24 protein-coding genes are annotated in these 18,606 nt (G+C 67.0%); 11 read left to right on the plus strand and 13 right to left on the minus strand.

Annotated features, from left to right (window positions below; translation table 11 throughout):
- Positions 1-513, minus strand: a complete 513-nt coding sequence (locus ACWF99_RS05215) for an Lrp/AsnC family transcriptional regulator (RefSeq protein ID WP_378630845.1) — start codon at positions 511-513, stop codon at positions 1-3.
- Between the two features lie 120 nt (positions 514-633).
- Between ACWF99_RS05215 and ald the strand changes: the two genes are divergently transcribed.
- Positions 634-1,737 (plus strand): alanine dehydrogenase, encoded by a 1,104-nt coding sequence (gene ald, locus ACWF99_RS05220; protein ID WP_378659316.1) that lies wholly within the window; start codon positions 634-636, stop codon positions 1,735-1,737.
- A 52-nt stretch (positions 1,738-1,789) separates the two neighbouring features.
- A complete protein-coding gene (locus ACWF99_RS05225) occupies positions 1,790-3,250 on the plus strand; it encodes a phospholipase D-like domain-containing protein (RefSeq protein WP_378630842.1) in 1,461 nt (486 codons plus the stop codon).
- Between the two features lie 37 nt (positions 3,251-3,287).
- Here the strand turns inward: ACWF99_RS05225 and ACWF99_RS05230 are convergent, their stop codons facing one another.
- Together ACWF99_RS05230 and ACWF99_RS05235 are read right to left on the minus strand one after the other, a co-directional pair.
- Positions 3,288-4,004, minus strand: a complete 717-nt coding sequence (locus ACWF99_RS05230; RefSeq protein ID WP_452534794.1) for an HD domain-containing protein — start codon at positions 4,002-4,004, stop codon at positions 3,288-3,290.
- Entirely contained in the window at positions 3,994-4,611 is a 618-nt protein-coding gene (locus tag ACWF99_RS05235) for a TetR/AcrR family transcriptional regulator (RefSeq protein WP_452534796.1), read from the minus strand. Before ACWF99_RS05235 ends, ACWF99_RS05230 begins: the two co-directional genes overlap by 11 nt.
- Before the next feature lie 55 nt (positions 4,612-4,666).
- Here ACWF99_RS05235 and ACWF99_RS05240 point away from each other — a divergent pair, with 55 nt between their 5' ends.
- Positions 4,667-5,089, plus strand: a complete 423-nt coding sequence (locus ACWF99_RS05240; RefSeq protein ID WP_452534798.1) for a PaaI family thioesterase — start codon at positions 4,667-4,669, stop codon at positions 5,087-5,089.
- Positions 5,090-5,128: 39 nt separating this feature from the next.
- A complete protein-coding gene (locus ACWF99_RS05245; protein ID WP_452534800.1) occupies positions 5,129-6,193 on the plus strand; it encodes a PQQ-dependent sugar dehydrogenase in 1,065 nt (354 codons plus the stop codon).
- A 30-nt stretch (positions 6,194-6,223) separates the two neighbouring features.
- Here the strand turns inward: ACWF99_RS05245 and ACWF99_RS05250 are convergent, their stop codons facing one another.
- Both ACWF99_RS05250 and ACWF99_RS05255 read right to left on the minus strand, forming a co-directional pair.
- The gene (locus tag ACWF99_RS05250) at positions 6,224-7,327 is read right to left on the minus strand and encodes a metallophosphoesterase (protein ID WP_452534802.1); all 1,104 of its coding nucleotides are present in this window, start codon (positions 7,325-7,327) and stop codon (positions 6,224-6,226) included.
- Positions 7,328-7,425: 98 nt separating this feature from the next.
- The gene (locus ACWF99_RS05255) at positions 7,426-8,262 is read right to left on the minus strand and encodes an alpha/beta fold hydrolase (RefSeq protein WP_452534804.1); all 837 of its coding nucleotides are present in this window, start codon (positions 8,260-8,262) and stop codon (positions 7,426-7,428) included.
- 119 nt (positions 8,263-8,381) lie between these two features.
- On the opposite strand from ACWF99_RS05255, the gene ACWF99_RS05260 reads away from it, so the two are divergent.
- Together ACWF99_RS05260 and ACWF99_RS05265 are read left to right on the plus strand one after the other, a co-directional pair.
- The gene (locus ACWF99_RS05260; RefSeq protein ID WP_452534806.1) at positions 8,382-9,077 is read left to right on the plus strand and encodes an LmeA family phospholipid-binding protein; all 696 of its coding nucleotides are present in this window, start codon (positions 8,382-8,384) and stop codon (positions 9,075-9,077) included.
- A 73-nt stretch (positions 9,078-9,150) separates the two neighbouring features.
- Positions 9,151-10,494, plus strand: coding sequence for a PE-PPE domain-containing protein (locus tag ACWF99_RS05265; protein ID WP_452534808.1), 1,344 nt, complete (start codon positions 9,151-9,153; stop codon positions 10,492-10,494).
- A gap of 48 nt (positions 10,495-10,542) precedes the next feature.
- On the opposite strand, the gene ACWF99_RS05270 is transcribed toward ACWF99_RS05265, so the two are convergent.
- Positions 10,543-11,109: a TetR/AcrR family transcriptional regulator gene (locus ACWF99_RS05270; protein ID WP_452534810.1), complete on the minus strand. Its 567-nt coding sequence runs from the start codon at positions 11,107-11,109 to the stop codon at positions 10,543-10,545.
- A gap of 89 nt (positions 11,110-11,198) precedes the next feature.
- Between ACWF99_RS05270 and ACWF99_RS05275 the strand changes: the two genes are divergently transcribed.
- Positions 11,199-11,660 (plus strand): PaaI family thioesterase, encoded by a 462-nt coding sequence (locus tag ACWF99_RS05275; protein WP_378630826.1) that lies wholly within the window; start codon positions 11,199-11,201, stop codon positions 11,658-11,660.
- 46 nt (positions 11,661-11,706) lie between these two features.
- On the opposite strand, the gene ACWF99_RS05280 is transcribed toward ACWF99_RS05275, so the two are convergent.
- The gene (locus ACWF99_RS05280; protein WP_452534812.1) at positions 11,707-12,789 is read right to left on the minus strand and encodes a fatty acid desaturase family protein; all 1,083 of its coding nucleotides are present in this window, start codon (positions 12,787-12,789) and stop codon (positions 11,707-11,709) included.
- 258 nt (positions 12,790-13,047) lie between these two features.
- On the opposite strand from ACWF99_RS05280, the gene ACWF99_RS05285 reads away from it, so the two are divergent.
- Entirely contained in the window at positions 13,048-13,308 is a 261-nt protein-coding gene (locus ACWF99_RS05285; RefSeq protein WP_378630823.1) for a hypothetical protein, read from the plus strand.
- A gap of 4 nt (positions 13,309-13,312) precedes the next feature.
- Here ACWF99_RS05285 and ACWF99_RS05290 read toward each other — a convergent pair whose 3' ends face one another.
- The 5 genes from ACWF99_RS05290 to ACWF99_RS05310 form a co-directional block, all read right to left on the minus strand.
- Positions 13,313-13,930, minus strand: a complete 618-nt coding sequence (locus ACWF99_RS05290) for a hypothetical protein (RefSeq protein WP_452534814.1) — start codon at positions 13,928-13,930, stop codon at positions 13,313-13,315.
- A 75-nt stretch (positions 13,931-14,005) separates the two neighbouring features.
- Complete coding sequence (locus ACWF99_RS05295) at positions 14,006-14,419, minus strand: arsenate reductase ArsC (protein WP_452534816.1); 414 nt, start codon at positions 14,417-14,419, stop codon at positions 14,006-14,008.
- A 12-nt stretch (positions 14,420-14,431) separates the two neighbouring features.
- Positions 14,432-15,520, minus strand: coding sequence for an ACR3 family arsenite efflux transporter (arsB, locus tag ACWF99_RS05300; protein ID WP_452534818.1), 1,089 nt, complete (start codon positions 15,518-15,520; stop codon positions 14,432-14,434).
- On the minus strand, positions 15,517-15,888 hold the full coding sequence (locus tag ACWF99_RS05305; RefSeq protein WP_378630817.1) for an ArsR/SmtB family transcription factor: 372 nt from the start codon (positions 15,886-15,888) through the stop codon (positions 15,517-15,519). The genes arsB and ACWF99_RS05305 overlap by 4 nt, the downstream gene beginning before the upstream one ends.
- Before the next feature lie 68 nt (positions 15,889-15,956).
- Positions 15,957-16,475 carry an ArsI/CadI family heavy metal resistance metalloenzyme gene (locus ACWF99_RS05310; protein WP_378630815.1) on the minus strand — a complete coding sequence of 173 codons (519 nt, stop codon included), beginning with the start codon at positions 16,473-16,475 and terminating at the stop codon, positions 15,957-15,959.
- Between the two features lie 99 nt (positions 16,476-16,574).
- On the opposite strand from ACWF99_RS05310, the gene ACWF99_RS05315 reads away from it, so the two are divergent.
- A complete protein-coding gene (locus tag ACWF99_RS05315; protein WP_378630814.1) occupies positions 16,575-16,934 on the plus strand; it encodes an Rv2640c family ArsR-like transcriptional regulator in 360 nt (119 codons plus the stop codon).
- Between the two features lie 28 nt (positions 16,935-16,962).
- Here ACWF99_RS05315 and ACWF99_RS05320 read toward each other — a convergent pair whose 3' ends face one another.
- On the minus strand, positions 16,963-17,355 hold the full coding sequence (locus ACWF99_RS05320) for a PPOX class F420-dependent oxidoreductase (RefSeq protein ID WP_452534821.1): 393 nt from the start codon (positions 17,353-17,355) through the stop codon (positions 16,963-16,965).
- Between the two features lie 83 nt (positions 17,356-17,438).
- Here ACWF99_RS05320 and ACWF99_RS05325 point away from each other — a divergent pair, with 83 nt between their 5' ends.
- Positions 17,439-17,957, plus strand: coding sequence for a hypothetical protein (locus ACWF99_RS05325; RefSeq protein WP_452534823.1), 519 nt, complete (start codon positions 17,439-17,441; stop codon positions 17,955-17,957).
- 4 nt (positions 17,958-17,961) lie between these two features.
- A complete protein-coding gene (locus tag ACWF99_RS05330; RefSeq protein WP_452534825.1) occupies positions 17,962-18,522 on the plus strand; it encodes a TetR family transcriptional regulator in 561 nt (186 codons plus the stop codon).
- Positions 18,523-18,606: the final 84 nt, after the last annotated feature.

Here is an 18,606-nt window from a genome sequence, read left to right on the forward strand (position 1 = left end):
TCAGCGGGTGGGCTGTGGGCTGCGAATGTGTTCGAAGACCAAGCTCGTCTCGGTCGAGGCGAATTCGCGGGTCGCGCTGAGTTCCTGGGTGACGAACTCGCGCAGAGCATCCGGTGAGGCAGCCGACACCTGGATCAGGAAGTCGACCGTCCCGGCGAGAAAGTACACGTTCACCACACCCGGCAGCGCGGCGAGCTTGGCACTGAGTTCACCGATGCGCGCCCGCGCCGCCGGCTGGACCTGGACCGAGATCATCGCCTGTAAGGGCAGCCCCAGCGCCTCCGGGGCGATGTCGGTATAGAAACCACGGATCGCACCGAGTTCGCGGAGCCTGCGCAGCCGCAGCGAACAGGTCGACGCGGCGATGCCCACCCGGGCCGCGAGGATGTTGTTGGGTACGCGCGCGTCCTCGGCGAGTTCGGCGAGCAGCTGTCGGTCGATATCGTCCAGGCTCGACGGCGACCCCCGGAACGGCTGCACGGGGTGCGGTCGGTGTTGCTGTCGCGACGCCATCACCGCAGGATACTCAGCTCAGCCGCCATATTCCGCTGATTGTGCAGGGTTTATCGCTGATTGCTGTGCTTATCGCTGATGCTCGTATCAGAACCCGAACATCCTCGAGGAGTAGCTTCCATGCGCATCGGTGTCCCCAAGGAAGTCAAGAACAACGAATTTCGTGTGGCGATCACACCGATCGGCGTCCACGAACTGGTGTCGAACGGTCACCACGTGACCATCGAAGCCGGGGCCGGGGTGGGATCGTCGATTCCCGACTCCGAATACCTCGCGGCCGGAGCACAGATCCTCGCCGCCGCCGACGACGTCTGGGCCGGGGCGGAACTGGTGCTGAAGGTCAAAGAGCCGGTCGCCCAGGAGTACCACCGCCTGCGCGAAGGACTCGCCCTGTTCACCTATCTGCATCTGGCCGCGGATCGGCCGTTGACCGAACAGCTACTGGCGCACCGGGTTACGGCCATCGCCTACGAGACCGTGCAACTGCCGTCCGGGGCGCTGCCGTTGCTGTATCCGATGTCGGAGGTCGCGGGCTGTCTGGCGCCGCAGGTCGGCGCGCACGCGTTGATGAAGCCCTACGGTGGTCGCGGGGTGCTGCTCGGCGGCGTCGGCGGCGTCGACCAGGCCAAGGTGGTGATCATCGGGGCGGGCGTCGCGGGCCAGAACGCGGCCAACATCGCCTTGGGTATGGGCGCGGACGTGACCCTGCTCGACACCGATCTCGACAAGTTGCGGATGTCGTTCTGGCGCTACAACAACCGTGTGCGCGGCCTGGCGTCGTCGAAGCTGGCGATCGCCGAGCAGGTCCGTGCGGCGGACATGGTGATCGGCGCTGTGCTGATCCCCGGCGCCGCCGCCCCGAAACTGGTGAGCAACGACCTCGTCGCGCAGATGAAACCGGGTTCGGTGCTGGTCGATATCGCGGTCGACCAGGGCGGCTGCTTCGAAGACACCCACCCCACCACCCACGCGGAGCCGACCTATCCGGTCCACGAAACGACGTTCTATTGCGTGGCGAACATGCCGGGTTCCGTGCCGCACACCTCGACCTACGCACTCACCAACGCCACCTTGCCCTACGTGGTGGCCTTGGCCGACAAGGGTTGGGAACGTGCCTGCGCCGAAGATCCCGGTCTCGCGCTGGGCCTGAACGCCCATGCGGGCAACGTCACCAACGCCGCGGTCGCCGCGGCTCACGACTGGGCGGCCCACGCAGTAGTGTGAATCGTTCACCTGCGGGGACGGGTGGCCGGACGGACGAAAGAACTGACCACCCATGCGCGACGAGCAACCGATCCTTTCTCCCGGCGAAACCTGCTGGCAGATCGCCGAGGCGGACCGGCTGGCATGCATCGTCGACGCGGCGGACTACTTCCGCCATGCCAAGTCGGCGATGTTGCAAGCCCGCCGACGCATCGTGCTGATCGGCTGGGACTTCGACACCCGGATCAAATTCGAACCACACGGTAAAACCCTCGAAGGGCCCGACCGGCTGGGCAAATTCCTGTCGTGGCTGCCACGGCATCGACCGGACCTCGAGATCTATCTGCTGAAGTGGAACATCGGCGCGTTCACGGCGATGAGCCGGGGGATGACACCGATCTTCGTCGTCAACTGGCTGACCGACCGTCGGCTGCACTTCGAAATGGACGCCGCGCACCCGATCGGGTCGGCACATCATCAAAAGATCGTGGTGATCGATGACCGGCTCGCGTTCTGCGGCGGCATCGACATGACGGTCGATCGCTGGGACACCAGCGACCACCGCGACGACAACGGTTTCCGGACCGAGCCGAACGGCAACAGCTACGGTCCCTGGCACGACGCGACCACCGCCGTCGACGGTGACGCGGCGAAAGCCATCGGCGAGCTGGCTCGTGCCAGATGGAAGGCGGCCACCGGCCGGGAGCTGGACCCGCTCGGCGAGATCGCCGGGGACACTCCGTGGCCGGAGGGCCTGGAGCCGACGATGCGGTCCGTCGATGTCGGTATCGCGCGGACCCTGCCCGAGCTCGCCGACCGCGCCGAAGTTCGCGAGATCGAGGCGCTGTATCTGGCGGCGATCGCGGGCGCCACCAGGTCGCTCTACATCGAAAGCCAGTACCTCGCCTCGCGCACTCTCGCGGAGGCGATCGCGGCCCGCCTGCGCGAGCCGAACGGCCCGGAGATCGTGCTGGTGCTGCCCCGCAACGCCGACGGCTGGCTCGAGCAACAGGCCATGGACGGCGCTCGCCGCCGCCTGCTGCACCTGCTGTGGAAGGCCGACACCGAGAATCGGTTCGGTGTGTACTACCCCGTCACCGCCGCCGGTGCGCCCATCTATGTCCATGCCAAGGTGTTGGTGATGGACGACCGCCTGCTGCGGGTGGGATCGTCGAATCTCAACAACCGTTCGATGGGATTCGACACCGAATGCGATCTGGCCGTCGAGGTCACCCCTGCCACCGCGGACGGTGAGCAACTGCGCGAGACCATCCTCGGCATCCGGCGCAAGCTGCTCTGCGAACATCTCGACACCGAACCCGCGAAGTTCGACGCCACGCTCGCCGAAACATCCTCGCTGGTGCGCACCGTCGAGGCACTGCGCGGCGACGGCCGGACCCTGAAAAGATTCGAGCCCGCGACCGTCGAGAACGAGGACAGTCCCCTGGCCGAGAACGACTTGATGGATCCCGAGCGAACCCCGACGCGACTGTGGGACAGCCTGTTTCCGGGCCGGGGTGTCCGCACCGACTGATCCGGTTTCTGTCCGCCGCCCGCCCCCTCGACCGCCGTCAGCGATCGAGGGGATTCAGCGCGATCGCGATCGGCATTCCCGACCACCACAGTGTCGCCGCTGTCGAGCGGGGGCGGATGCGCGCTTCGTTGCGCATCGCGGCGGCGAACTCGCTACTGAACCCGTCGCGGCCGTGGCGGGCATGGATTTCGGCGATCTGACCTGGATCGAGTTGGTGGGCGCGCAGTCCGACGACGTCCAGGTGGGCGGCGTCGTGCAGCAACCTCGCTTCGGCGCCGTCTTCGCGCGGAGTGCGCGGATCCAGGTGCCGGGCGATGGCGGTATGGACGCACTCCCCCAGCTCGGCGGCAGCGCCCCGGTCGGTGACGAACGTGCGGGCCCGGTTGGCACCGAGCAGGGCGAAACACCCCGCCGTCGCATCGTCGGGCGCACCCACTCCGACGTCGTGCAGGACGCACGCGAGGTAGAGCGCCTCAGGATCGGGCGCGAGATCGTCCACTTGCGCCAAGGCCGTCCCGAATTCCCAGCATCGCAGACTGTGCGCAAGCAGCGCCGGAGTGAGCACGTCCGTGGCCTCTTCGAGCGCGGAGCGACACAGCCGCGAATCCGGTGGTACCGGGGCAGGCCACCCCGAAACGTCGCCGCCGCGACGCAGCCCGCGAACGAGATGGGGCAGGGCCATGGTTTGCGCGCCCAATGCCGCACTCACAGTGCGGATCTGCCGCAGTCGGCTGAGCTCGCCGTCACGCTTCATTGGGGCCACCTACATGGGAAAGAAGATCGGCTCGGGCGATGCCGAGCATGGCATCCAGGGTCGGTCGGTCGACCATCCGTCGCTGGAACAACGAGTAGGCACCGTTCACCGCCGCCCACGAAACCATCACCAGCGCAAGGGCTTCGACATCACATCCGCCGCGCCGCACTGCGGCGGCGAAGGATTCGACCAACCCGCCCAGCACACCGTCGATCTGCGTCTTGGCTTTCGCCGCCAGTTCGGATTCGCTGACCTCGACGTCGGTCAGCGCCAGAATGCGCAGCGCGAGCGGGTTCTCCCGATGGAACGCGACGTAGCGGTCGAAGACGGCGGCCACTTCGTCGCGTGGGATCGACTCGTCGCCGGTCGGCGCGGACATCGCCTCCGCATGGAGGGTCGCGATGCGCCACGCCAGCGCGGCGTACACATCAGCCTTGCCCTCGCGGAAGTTGGCGTAGATCGAACTGACCGCGACGTCCGCCTCACCGGCGAGCATGTCGATGGTGGTACCGCGGTAGCCCTCTCGCTGGAACAGGATCTGCGCGGCATCGAGAACGGCGGTGTGTGTCCGACGCTTTCGTCGGTCGGCCGGGGGTTCCAACGTCATAGGAAATACCGTAGTCTTATTCCTATATCGTAGTCAACTTCCGATAGGAGTCTCGATGATCACCTCCCCCCGTACCGGCAGCGAAGCAATGTCGCTGTTCCTGCCCCAATCCCCTTTCGTCCAGCACATGGGCATCGAGCTCGTCGACATCGACGAAGGCCGGGCCCGCCTGCGCATGCCGTTCCGGGAAGAACTCGTCACAGTCGGCGACATGGTCCACGGCGGCGCCCTCGCGAGCTGCATCGACATCGGCATCATGGCCGCGTCCTGGGCAGGCGCCCGCCTCCCCGAGCAGTTGCGCGGGGTCACCGTCTCGATGTCGATCGACTTCATCCAGCCCGCCCGCGCCGAAAGCATCGACATCATCGGCACCCGCCTGCGCGCAGGCCGCCAGCTCAGCACCTGCCGGGTCGACATCGTCGCCACCGACGACGGGCGGCTGATCGCGGCGGGCGGCGGTACTTACAAAGTGGGCTGAATCGCTGTCCGGTCGCGGAGCGGGTTTAGTCTCGAAGACATGGAGTTCCGCACCAGGGCGTGTCTCGTGGCGTCCGGCTTGGCCATCGCGCTGCTGTGCGGCTGCGCCCCCAGCGAGCGGGCCGAGCAGGCAAGCACCCGGACCGGCGTGCCCGGCGCCAACTCCGCCGTCACCGAGGAGCTCGACGCCCCGTGGTCGATCGCCTTCCACGGCTCCACGGCACTGGTGAGCGAACGTGACAGCGCCCGCATCCTCGAAATCGGTGCCGACGGAGCACAATACGAGGTGGGGGTCGTCGACGGTGTCGAGCCGTCCGGCGAGGGCGGCCTGCTCGGCATCGCGGTGCGCGAGGGACACCTGTTCGCCTACTACACCACCGCCGACGACAATCGCATCGAACGATTCGACCTCACCGGACAGCCCGGCAGCCTTGCATTGGGCAGCGGCACAACGATTCTCACCGGCCTGCCCGCAGGTGCCAACCACAACGGCGGCCGGATCGCCTTCGGACCCGACGGAATGCTGTATGCCACCGTCGGCGACGCGGGTGATCGCCGAACGGCCCAGGATCGCGCGTCCCTCGGCGGAAAGATCCTGCGCATGACACCGGACGGGCGGGCACCGGCCGACAATCCCCTCCCGGGATCACTCGTTTACAGCTACGGCCACCGAAACCCGCAGGGCATCACCTGGGCGCCGGACGGGCGGATGCTCGCCAGCGAATTCGGCCAGAACACCTGGGACGAACTCAATGTCATCGAGCCCGGCGGAAATTACGGATGGCCCGAGGTCGAAGGCATCGCCGGGCGGGCGGGTTTCCTCGACCCTGTTCAGCAGTGGAAACCGTCCGAGGCCAGCCCGAGCGGGATGACGACTGTCGACGGGTTCGTCTACCTCGCGAATCTGCGCGGTGAGCGACTGCGCCGCATCCCGCTCGACGACCTCGCCCGCTCGACCGAGCTCCTCGTCGGCGAGTACGGACGTCTTCGCGATGTCGTTGTGGCGCCGGACGGGTCACTGTGGCTGCTGACGAACAACACCGACGGCCGCGGCGATCCTGCCGCCGGGGACGACCGCATCGTCCGGCTCGGCCTCGACAACTGAACGCGGCGAAACATCCTGTGCCGCAGGCAATCACCGCCGGGGATGCAGCACCAGCACGGTGATCTCACTCGGTGCGAACACCCGCATCGGCGGACCCCAGTAGCCGGTGCCGCGGCTGGTGTAGAGCTGGGTGTTCGCGTGCCTGCTCAGTCCTGAGACGACCGGCTGATCCAGCCGGACCAGATAGTGGAACGGCCAGATCTGACCGCCGTGGGTGTGCCCGGAGATCTGCAGTTCCACCCCGGCCGCGGCACTGTCGGTGACCTGTTTGGGCTGGTGGGCCAGCAAAACGACCGGCAGAGCGGGGTCGGTGCCCGCGAGCGCGGCGGGCAGGTCGGGACCGTGACCGGGCACATCAGCGGTGGGGTCGTCGATACCGGCGACAACCAACCGGTCACCGTCGCGGTCGATGGTCCGGTGCGCGTTGTGCAGCGGCTGCCAGCCGATGCCGGCCATGTAGTCGATCCAGCTCTGGGCGTCGTCGAGGTACTCGTGGTTGCCGGTGATGTAGAACCGGCCGAGCGGCGCTTCGACGTCGGCGAGCGGGGCGACCTGATCGCGGCACTGCTCCACCGAACCGTCGACGAGATCCCCGGCCAGACCCACGATGTCGGGCCGCTGCGCATTCACCACGTCGACGACTTCTCGCGACCATCCCTCCCGGTCGATCGCGGCGAAGTGAGTATCGGTGAGCACCACGACCCGCAGCCCGTCGAGCCCCTCGGCCAAGCCCGGGATGGCGACGTCGACGGTCCGGACCTGCGGCACCCGCCGCGCCTCGTACACCCCGTACCCCGTGAGCACCGCCGACACCACCACCACACCCAGAGCCACCCCTTGGGTCACGCGCATCCCGGTGACCCCGGCGACGCGCAGCGCACCCCGGACAACCGCCCCGATCACCGACCAGACGAACACCACCCACAACACCCCGAGCAGCACGTCACCGGCAATCGCCGCCGGGTCGACCTGCGGCGGCCCGTGCCCGAAGAACATGGCGACCGGCAGACCGACGAAGCCGGCAACGCAGACCCCGGTCCCGACCCGATACCCCAACCCACTGCGCCCGGTCGGCGCGGCAACCAGCACCCACCACGGCACCGCGAACATCACCGCCGCAACCAACACGATCACAATCAGCACTACAGCGGAGCTCACGAGGTCCCGTTCCACCCAAGGCCACCCCGTCCGGGCAGCACGCCACCCAGATCATTTCAGTTCAGGTCGTCGCATCAGCCGGCACGGTCATCCGAACCCGTGAGGCGGTCGAGGATTTCCGCTATCTCGGTGGGGCGCAGGCGAATCCCCATGTGGCTGGTGTCGACCGTGTGGACGTCGAAAGGATTGCCGGGTGTGAGGGCGTCGGCTTCGGCGATCATCTTGTCCTGCATTTCGGGTGGGATCGCTCGGTCTCGGGACAGCCGGATATAGGTGCGGGGGATCTTTCCCCAGGTGGTGGCGTGCACGCGCGAATCGGCGGTCAGCACAGAGAGGGAATCTGCCGGTTCGAGCAGGTTCAGGCAGGCGCGGAATTGCTCGTCGGTGGCGTCGGCCATCAGACCGTCTTTGAGCGCCATCAGTGTGTCCGGGTCAGCCGTACGCCAGTTGACCGGGACGGTGGCAACGTCGTGGTGGCCGAGGGTTGCCAGATAGGCGGCCACGCTGGGGAGTTCGACGCAACACCAGGCGGAGATGTAGACGACGCGGGCGAGCGCGTCGGGAATCGCGTTGCCGACAGCGCTGATCGTGGCGCCTCCACCGCTGGTCCCCACGAGCACGACCGGCCCGAACACCGCGACTCTGCGAACGATGACCTCGACGTGAGAAACGTTGTCCTGCAGTGTTACCGCGGCCGTTGGCGCCGGCAGTTCCGTGAATGCGGCGAGGTCCTGCGGGGCCTGGTAGGACATCGGGAAGTAGGCGTCAGCGCCGTGGCCCGGTAGGTCGACGGCGATCGCTCTGTGTCCACGCAGTCCGAGCTCACGCAGGAGAGGTATCCAGTATCCAGCGTTGCCGTGCGCGCCGTGCACGAACACGAATGTCGGTCGACCATCCCACGGGCTCGGCAACTCGGCTCTCCTTCGGTGAACGCGGCAACCACCCACGGTAGAGGAATGTCTGGCGGGTCGAGGGCAGCATTCGGCCGCGATCCACAGCATGATGGGGGGATGGCCGAGATGGTGAATGTATGCGTGCCCTGCTGATTCTGATCGTTGTGCTGGCGATCGGGCTGGTTGTGGGCGATCGGGTCGCAGTTGTGGTGGCGCAGAACGAGATCGGACGCCAGGTTGCCGCCGAGTACAACCTTCCGGAGCGACCGGGTGTCGAGATCGCCGGGTTTCCGTTCCTGACCCAGGCCGTCGCCGGTACCTATTCCGACATCGACATCCGGATCGGCGACTGGAGTGGGCAGAACATTTCCGTCCACGATCTCGACGTCGCGCTGACCGATGTCTCCGCACCGCTGGGCGACTTGATCGACAACCGCACGCCCAATCTGGTCGCGGCTACGGCGACCGCGACCGCGGTGGTCCCCTACGACGTCGTGCTGGGTTTCGCGCCGGAGGGCGTGGAGTCGATCTCCGACAGCCCGCAAGGGCTGCGCGCCACCGGCTCGTTCTCGGTGGCGGGGATCTCGGTGCCCGCGACGGTTTTCGTCACCGTCACACCGACCGAGGCGGGCATCGAGGTCACCCCGGTCTCGGTCCAGGCGGCGGCAGGCGGACCGACGATCTCCCTGGCATTGGTGCGCCAATCGCTGACCTTCGTCGTGCCGCTGCAAGCGCTGCCGCTCGGTGCGCGCCTGACCGCCATCCAACCGGGCGCCGATGGCCTACACGCGACCGCCGTAGCCCACGACGTGCGTTTCGACGATCTTCCGTAACACTCTTTGTCCTGTAGCACGGTCCGCCAGAATTGCCTCGACCTCGCACTTCCTCCCATCGAAGGGGTAGTCAATGACGCAGGCGTCGAACAAGCGAGTTGCCGAAACACCGCCCGTCGCGACCGGATTCGATGGACACCGTCGGCGGCGTTCGATGATCGGCGACGGCGCGTCCGTAGCAGTACTGACGGCGCTGGGCGTGAGTTGGATCAAGGCACAGGCTTTCGGCACGGTGGCCTTGGCGACCACCGCACTGATCGTTCCGGGCACCGGTACCAGCGACCCCGCGGTGGCGCACAACTTCGAAAGCAACGCGTATCAGAACTTCATCGATCCCGGCGCGCGTGGCTGCGCCGACAACGACTGTCCCGGTGTCGCCTTCGTTCCCGTCCCGTATGACGCGGCGCTGTGGCCGGTCATCTCGTCGAAAGGCCCGGACGCGTCGTCCGCGAAGTGGGACGCCTCGGTGGCCGACGGTGTGACGAACCTAGACGCGATCGCGACGCGAGTCATGGATTCGAATCCGACCGGCGCCATCGTCGTCTTCGGATACTCGCAGGGCGCGACAGTGGCCGGTGCGGAGAAGGCCGCCTCGGCCGATCTCGCGCAGTCGGACAAGGACCGCCTGTCGTTCGTACTCATCGCGAATCCGAACCGGCCCAATGGGGGGATCATCGAACGGCCGGTGCGTTTCGGTCGTCTCCCGATCGCCGACATCAGCTTCGGCCCTCCCACCCCCACCGATACCGGCATCCGGACAACGGATATCGCGATGCAGTACGACGGCATCTCGGACTTTCCGGCGTATCCACTCAATGTGCTCGCCGCCGCGAATGCCGTGCTGGGCACGCTCCTGATCCATCCGGCGTATCTGCAACCCAAGGGCAACGGCGCGGGCAGCCAACCCAAGGCGGGCGCGGCGATCTACGGATATCCGGATCGCTCCGACTACATCGCGCAACAGAACTGCGCCGTGCATCCCGGAAACTGTCAGAACCACGGCGATACGACCTACATTTCGCTGCCCAACCCGCAGGGAACGCTGCCGCTGCTGTATCCGCTGCGTGCGCTCGGGAAACACACCGGCCACACGGCGGTGACAGAACCCGCGGCCGCCCTGATGGAGCCGGCACTGCGGGTACTGATCGAAACGGGATACGACCGCGCGGACTACTCGGCGCCTACGCCGCTGCGGTTCGACCAGCCATCGAATCCGGAGAAGGCCGCTCAGCTGCCGGCCGATCTTCCCCTCGCCCTCGAGCAGGGCATCGCCGACGCCGCCGCGGTGATGGAGAATCCGGCACACCACGCGGATCGAACGCTGCCGCTGGAATCGGTACTGGCCAACGCCGAGGATCTGCTACCTCCGAACCCAGCGACGCCTCTCGTCCGCGCGCTCCTCGCACCGGCGCGCTAGCGCCACCGGTCTCAGGTCGACGCCGATCGGGTGCGTGCGGAGAACTTTTCAGAGTTCGAGAAGTCTGACGAGGTTGATACCCGCGTCGTCGAGCGGCTGAAGAGATTTCTCGCTGCGACATCGAATGATCGCGCCTTCGATCGTGCTGATGACGACGCTACCGACCGACGCCGCCGAGGCGGAGTCCATGCCCGTCGAGATCAGGAAATCGGCCAGTCGGCGGGTCCAGTCGGCGAAAACAGTGGCCGACGCCGCTTGCACGGCCGGCGAGTCGGCGCCGCTCTGCGCGGCAGCCACGATCGGGCAGCCTGCGGTGAACGACGACGTGCCGAGTATCCGCTTCCAGATTTCCACCAGTCCGAGCACGACCTCCGCCGGTGACGACGATTCGGCGACCAGCGCGTCGATCGTCGCACTGATCTGTTCCCCGGCCTGCAGGGTCGCCTGCTCCATGAGTTCGTTCTTGCCGCCGGGGAAGTGCAGATAGATCGAGCCTCGGGCGGTCTTGCTGTGGGCGAGGAGCTCGGTCAGCCCGGTCGCGGCGACTCCGTGTTCCCGCATCATGAGTATCGCGCTGCGGATGAGGCGTTCTCGCGGCCCCGCCACTGTGTTCATCGGCAACCCTTCCGCAATAGACCGATCAGTTCATCCTACGGTATCGTCATCGACGATAGAACGATCGGTCTATCAACAGAGAGGGAATGATGACTACCGCAACGCACAACCCTGAAACGCCGGATTTCGCCACCATGAGCGGGCTAGAACTGCTGCGCGCGGCGACCGCGATGCCCGATCGAGCCGGAATCGGGACGCTGCTCGGCATGACGGTCGAGGAACTCGAGTTCGGGCGGGTGTCGTTCAGCCTCGTCACGCGTCCCGATTTCGCAAACCCACTCGGCACCACCCACGGCGGCATCTGTGCGACGTTGCTGGACTCGGTGATGGGTTGCGCGGTTCATTCCGCGCTGGACGCGGGGGTCGGATACGGCACGTTGGAGCTGAAGGTCAACTACATCCGGTCGGTCCCGACCGACGGGCGCCGCCTCATCGGCACCGGCACGACGCTGCACGTCGGCCGCACCACGGCCACCGCCGAAGGCAAGGTGTTCGACGAGGCGGGCAAACTCGTCGCCCACGCCACCACCACCTGCATCATTCATCGCTGACCTCAGCCGGGGCGAGCCCCGATCACAAGCGTGACCGGGGCTGGATTCAGCGATCGCGTCGGAGCACGTCGGCGTCCGAGGGCTCACCGGCTCGAAGGGGCGCGCCGACGCGGTGCAGGTGGGTCAGCGCCTCGCGATACGAGGCGATCAGGCCGGTCTCGTGGTACGGCACGCCGATTTCGGCGCAGTAGTCGCGGACGATCACCTGGGCATGACGCAGGTTCGGCGTCGGCATGCTCGGGAACAGATGATGTTCGATCTGATAGTTGAGCCCGCCGAGGGCGAGGTCGGTCACCACCCCGCCGCGCACATTGCGGGAGGTCAGCACCTGGCGGCGGAGATAGTCGGGGCGGTCGTCACCGGTCAAGGTCGGCATGCCCTTGTGGTTGGGCGCGAAGATGCAGCCCATGTACAAGCCGAACAGGCCCTGGTGGACGGCGAGGAACACGAGAGCTTTGTCGGCGGGCAGGACCACGAACAGTGCGGTCAGGTAGAGGGCGAAGTGACCGAACAGCAGCGCGCCCTCCCATCCGCGGTGTTTGACCGAACGATTCTTCAGCGCACGCACACCGGCCAGGTGCAGGTTGAGGCCCTCCAGCAACAGCAGGGGGAAGAACAGGAACGCCTGCGCCCGTCCGATCAGACGCGGCAGACCGCGGCTGGAGCGTGCCTGCTGTTGTGACCAGACCAGGATGTCGGGTGCGACATCGGGGTCGAGTTCCTCGTGGTTCGGGTTGGCGTGATGACGGGTGTGCTTGTCCTGCCACCAGCCGTAGCCCAGGCCGATGCCGGCGTTGCCCGCGATTCTTCCCACGAGCTCCGTGGGCTGACGCAGCCGGAAGACTTGACGGTGGGCGACATCGTGCATCACCAGCGCGACCTGCGCGAACGTCACGGCCATGAACGCCGCGACCAGCAGGGTCCACCACGAGTCCCCGACCAGGACGAACGCCGCCCACCCGCCCACGAACGCCGTCCCGACGAGGCTCAGCCGTATCGCGTAGTAGACGGGCCGGCGGCGCATCAGCCCCGCGTCGGAGATTCTGCGCAACAGGCGGGCGTAATCGCCGTCCGCGCCGCGCCGCGGCGACCGTGGAGGTGACTCGGGAACCAGAGCAGGTGTCGTCATCTCCCGAAGCTATCGACCGAATTCTCGTCGGCCGTAATCCCTTGGTATGACATCGAATCGGACTGCGGGGTGATATTCCGAACGCGCCCGCGGGGGGAAGCGACCGAACGGTGACCCACGGGCACATCCGCACCGCCGAAACGGACGGCGCGGATTCGAGGGTTCAACCCTGACGCTGGCGGGTAAAGAAAGCTCGACACCGTTCGCGAAACCGGCGAACGGGGCGTCCTGACGGACGTTCACAGGGTGGAGAACAGCTTGCTGAAATTGATCGAGCTCATACGGAGACCGGCACAGGCCACAGTCCCGACCGCGCCCCCGACCGCGGCCGGGTCGCTACGGGCGGGCGACATCGTGCTCACCGCCAAGCGCAGCTACCGGGTGGTCAGCACGAGCTTCGCCGACGACGCGCGCCGCGCGGGCCGAGTGGTCGCCGACACCGTCGACCTGGTCACCGGACGGCTGCGCGTGCTCGACTTCCCGAGCGCCGACACGATGGTCACCGTCGAAACGGCCTAGCCCGTCAGACCGGCCGATGCCGCACATCGGTGGGATACGGCTGTCGAGGAGTGGAGTAACCGCCGGTGGCGGGTCCCTTTTCCTCGATCACACGACGCTGCTCGACACCACGCGCGCGTTCAGCGAACGCGATGTCTCTGGTGCTGAGCACCGACAGGCGGCCCAGCGAGCTCGCGGCGAAGAACAGGATCAGCGCGCCGAGTCCGTAGAAGAACGTCAGCTGCAGCAGCGCGCGCTTCAGATCCGAGGTGGCGACCGGCTCGCCGATGTCTCCGAGGCGCAGCAGATCGGCCAGGAACGGCCCGATCACGAACCACGCACCTGCCGCGACCGACAACCAGCCACCGAAACTCGCGACCACCCGGTTTCTGCTCATCAGCATGAGCAGTCCACCGACGATCGCGACAACGCCCGGCAGAACTTGTAGCCAGCCGCGTGCCGAGGTCCAGACCCACGGCTCGTCGGGGGTGTACGCGAAATCGAAGTACGGCCCGACGAACGGTATGAGTGCGCCCCAGATGCCGAGGAGCAGCACCGCCAGCCCGCCCAGCGCGCCCCGGCTACGCGGAATACGCAATCGCCCGCCGGTCCCGGTCGACACTTTCTCGTCGTGATCCACCATGACGCCTCCGATCATCGAGAACAGAAGTAGGAAGCGCTTACCCCGACCGGGACCGAATACGCACCGGTGCCGAAATCACCGCATGGTCTGTGGCAACAACTCCCCGATCAGGGCTTGCACGCGGGACTTGATCTCGTCGCGAATCGGGCGGACCGAATCGACGCCCTTGCCCGCGGGGTCGTCCAGGACCCAATCGCGGTAGCTCACGCCGGGGTACCACGGGCAGGCGTCGCCGCAGCCCATGGTGATCACGACGTCGGAGGTTTCCACCGCGTCGGCGGTCAGGATCTTCGGGGTCCGGTCGGCGATATCGATGCCGAGTTCGGCCATGGCGGCGACCGCGGACGGATTGATCGATTCGGCGGGCGCGCTACCCGCGGACCGGACCTCGATCGCGTCACCGGCGAGGTGGGCCAGGAATCCGGCGGCCATCTGGGAGCGACCCGCGTTGTGCACACAGACGAACAACACGCTGGGCTTGGTAGTCATGGGTGGTGCCTTTCAGCCGGCCGAGGCCGGCGAAGTGTGAGCGGTGGGCTCGAATCGTTTGCGCAAGGCCAGGGAGACATAGACCAAGCCGACCAGGACAGGGACCTCGATCAGCGGACCGACGACCCCGGCGAGCGCCTGGCCGGAGGTGACGCCGTAGGTGGCGATCGCTACGGCGATGGCCAGTTCGAAGTTGTTGCCCGCGGCGGTGAACGCGAGCGTGGTGGTGCGTTCATAGCCGAGGCCGAGTGCTGCGCCCATGGCATAGCCGCCGCCCCACATGATCGCGAAGTAGGCCAGCAGGGGGATCGCGATGCGGACGACGTCGAGTGGATGGGAGGTGATCTGGTCGCCCTGCAGAGCGAACAGGATCACGATGGTGAACAGCAGCCCGTAGAGCGCCCAGGGCCCGATCCTGGGCAGGAATGTCGACTCGTACCAGTCGCGGCCCTTGGCGCGTTCACCGAGGCGGCGGGTCAGGAACCCGGCCAGTAGCGGGATTCCCAGGAAGATCAGCACCGATTTCGCGATTTGCCACGGGGAGACGTCGATGGTGGTTTGTTCCAGGCCCAGCCAGCCGGGCAGGACCGCGAGGTAGAACCAGCCGAGCACGGCGAACATGAAGACCTGGAAGATCGAGTTCAGCGCGACGAGGACGGCGGCGGCTTCGCGATCGCCGCAGGCGAGGTCGTTCCAGATCACGACCATGGCGATGCAGCGGGCCAGGCCGACGATGATCAAGCCGGTGCGGTATTCGGGCAGGTCCGGCAGGAACAGCCAGGCCAGGGCGAACATCAGCGCTGGGCCCAGGATCCAATTCAGCACCAGGGAGCTGAGCAGGAGTTTGCGGTCGCCGGTGACGGAGTCGAGGCGGTCGTAGCGGACCTTCGCCAGCACCGGATACATCATGATCAACAGCCCGATCGCGATCGGCAACGAGATGCCGTCGATCTCCACGGCGCTCAGCGTGTCGCCCAGACCGGGAATCATGTGTCCGAGTAGCAGTCCGGCAGCCATCGCGACGCCGATCCAGACCGGCAGGAACCGGTCCAGCGTCGAGAGTTTTCCCACGACGGCCGGGTGGTCGGTGGTGGTGCTCACGCGGTTACCGCTCCGGCCTCGGTCGCGAGCACGTCCGACAGCCGCGCCAGCGCGTGCGGGACGACCCGGTAGTACACCCAGGACGCGCGGCGTTCGCTGGTGAGTAATCCGGCCTCGCGCAGCACCTTCAGGTGGTGGGAGATGGTCGGCTGGGTGACGTCGATACCGGTCGACAGGTCGCACACACAGGCCTCACCGCCTGCTCGGGACGCGATCGCCGAGAGCAGCCGCAGCCGCACCGGGTCGGCGAGGGCCTTGAACAGCACGGCCAGCTCGACGGCGGTCTCGCCGCTCATCGGTGGGCGGGTGCGGGGTGTGGCCTCACACGAGGGTGAGGCCACACTCAGCGGCAGGTCTTGATTCGACATATGTCGATATTGATCGATATCGAATCAGGAAAGCAAGCGAACATCGAGTGAACTCGCTCGCTCTTGGGTCAGCCGCAGCAGCTCGCGCCGGAGGCGAGGGCCTTCGTCTTGGCGTCGGAACCGCAGCAGGCACCCTCGGCGTCGGCTTCGGCGGCGGTTCCGCAGCAGACGTCGGCCGCTTCGGCGTCGGTGAGGCCGAGTTCGGGCGCGGTGCCGAAGGTTTCGCTGTCGGCCAGCACCGTGTAGACCTCCCACCGCTCAGCACCCGGCCCGGTCACCCACACCTTGTCCTGGGTGGCGAAGCAACATGTGGTCGCGATCTGCTCCTCGGTGAACAGGCCGGCGTCGGAGAGTCGGGCGATCTCGCCGTGCACCTGCTCGGAGGTGTCGACCTCGACGCCGAGGTGGTTGATGGACCCGCCCTGACCCGCGTTCTCGATCAGTACGAGCTTGAGCGGGGGCTCGGCGATCGCGAAGTTGGCGTAGCCGGGCTTGCGCTTGGCGGGTTCGGTGTCGAACAGGGTCGAATAGAACCGCACGGCGGTGTCGAGGTCGTCGACGTTGAGGGCCAGCTGGATACGAGACATGATCGAACCTCCACTTGTGTGACATATATCGAAGAACTTGTGGTGCCGAGTCTGCTCACCTTTTCGACATATGTCAATACCGCGAGTAGGGTCGATTTCATGCCCAAGGCGCTCCCCATGATCGACATGTCCACCCCCGTCTGCTGCGCCCCCGTCGCGGCGGGGCCCGTCGATGACGCCGCCGCCCTGGAGGTGGCGTTGCGGCTCAAGGCGATCGCCGACCCGGCCAGGGTCAAATTGCTGTCGCTACTGCTGACCAGCCCACTCGGCGAGGAGAACGGCGGCGACCTCGCCGCCGCGGTCGGCCTGAGCGAGTCCACGGTCTCGCATCATCTCGGCCAGTTACGCAAAGCGGGCCTGGTGGAGTCCGAGCGGCGCGGGATGAACACGATTCACCGCGCCCGCCGCGACGCACTGTCCGCGCTGTGCACAGTCCTGGATCCGAACTGCTGCACCTAGCTCGTCGCGCAGCGCACGCCCGCCACCGTCAACCGTCCAGCCGGATCCGAATTCCCACCATCCGTTCGGCGCCTCCACGCAGCCCGCTGCCCCACAGCCCGACCCGCGCGACCAGCCCGTACTTGCGTTTCATCAACGTGGTGAAGTGCGCACTCGCTTCCGGCGCCAGCACCTCGGCACAGCCGGGAACCGAGGAGCCGAGAGGCTTACCGCGCCAGTCGCAGGGAGCGACGCTCACTCGACCGCCGTTGCGGATCCGCTTCACCTTTCCGGCGTCCGCCACGCTCCACACCGCCAGGGTTCGGCCGTCGCGCATCACCCAGACCGGCGTGGGGACCGCCGTGCCGTCTCGGCGGAACGTGGTGAGAAGCAGATATTTGCCGGCCGCCAGCTCGCCGAGCACCGCATCGGTGGATTCCATGGCACGATACTAACTAGTTAGTTAATTGGTGGTCGCCGGAACCGCCCAACCACGCGCGCATGTCGCCGGTGAAAGGAATCCGCATGGGGCGATTCGTCGGGACGCTGCTCGCGGGCTTCGCGGTGGGCACCCCCGCGATCCCTGTCGGCCTCTCGCTTTCTCTTCCCGGCCCGGTCGCGCTGTTGGCGGTGTTACTCGGTGCGGCGTGCTGTGTGACCTTCGCGGTCTTCGCCATGGAACGCGCCCGGCTGCTGTGGCGGTCCTGGCGGGTCCGTCGGAATTCGGTGGCCGCACAGGTGGATTCGGCGGCTCCGACCGACGGCCCCTCCCCTGTCGACGCGACCACCCCGACGACGCCCGCACAGAGCGCCCGGCTCTCCGGCGCCGCCGGTCGCCGGGCGAGGCGAGTCCTCGACCGATACGGCGTGGCAGGATTCGGCATCGTCGGGCCTGCCCTGTTCGGCACGTGGGGCTCGGCCCTGCTCGGTGCGGCGCTGGGTATCCCCCGCTGGCCGCTGATCGGCTGGCTGATGACCGGGATCACCCTGTGGTGCACGGTGCTGCTCGTCGCATCGGACGCGGCCTTCGCCGTCTTACGATGACCCCATGTCCCGAGCCGACGCCACCAAGGCCCGCATTCTTCAGGCCGCCACCGACGAGTTCGCCACGTACGGCATCGCCGGAGCCAGGGTGGACCGGATCGCCAAGACCGCGGAAGCCAACAAGAACCTCATCTACGTCTATTTCGGCAACAAGGACCAACTCTTCGACGCGGTCTTCGACGCCCACGTCACCCACGGCCTGAATTCGGTCCCCTTCACCGCCGGCGACCTGCCCGAGTACGCGGGACGGATCTTCGACTATTGCCTGCGGCACCCCGAAGTCATCCGGCTGGCCACCTGGCACCGCCTGGAGCGTGGCGACCGGGACGACCCGGCCGTCGCAGCGCCCGCGCGCGACGCCAAACTGGACGCGCTTGCCACGGCGCAGGACAAGGATGGCATCGGCGCCGCATTCTCACCCCCGACACTGCTGACGCTGGTGCTGAGCATGGCTCTCGCGTGGAACCCGAGCAACATCACCAGCCTGCCCGCCTGCTCGTCCGGCGCCGAGAGCACCGGCGACCGCCGCAGCGCGCTCGTCGAGGCCGTGCGCCGCCTCCTGTGAACAGCGCCGATGGTGACCGGCCACCCACCTGGTACGGCCGCGCTGTTTAGGAACTGAATTCCGCGGTACGACCACCTTGGGCGG

It is taken from the genome of Nocardia sp. NPDC055002 (assembly GCF_053608825.1).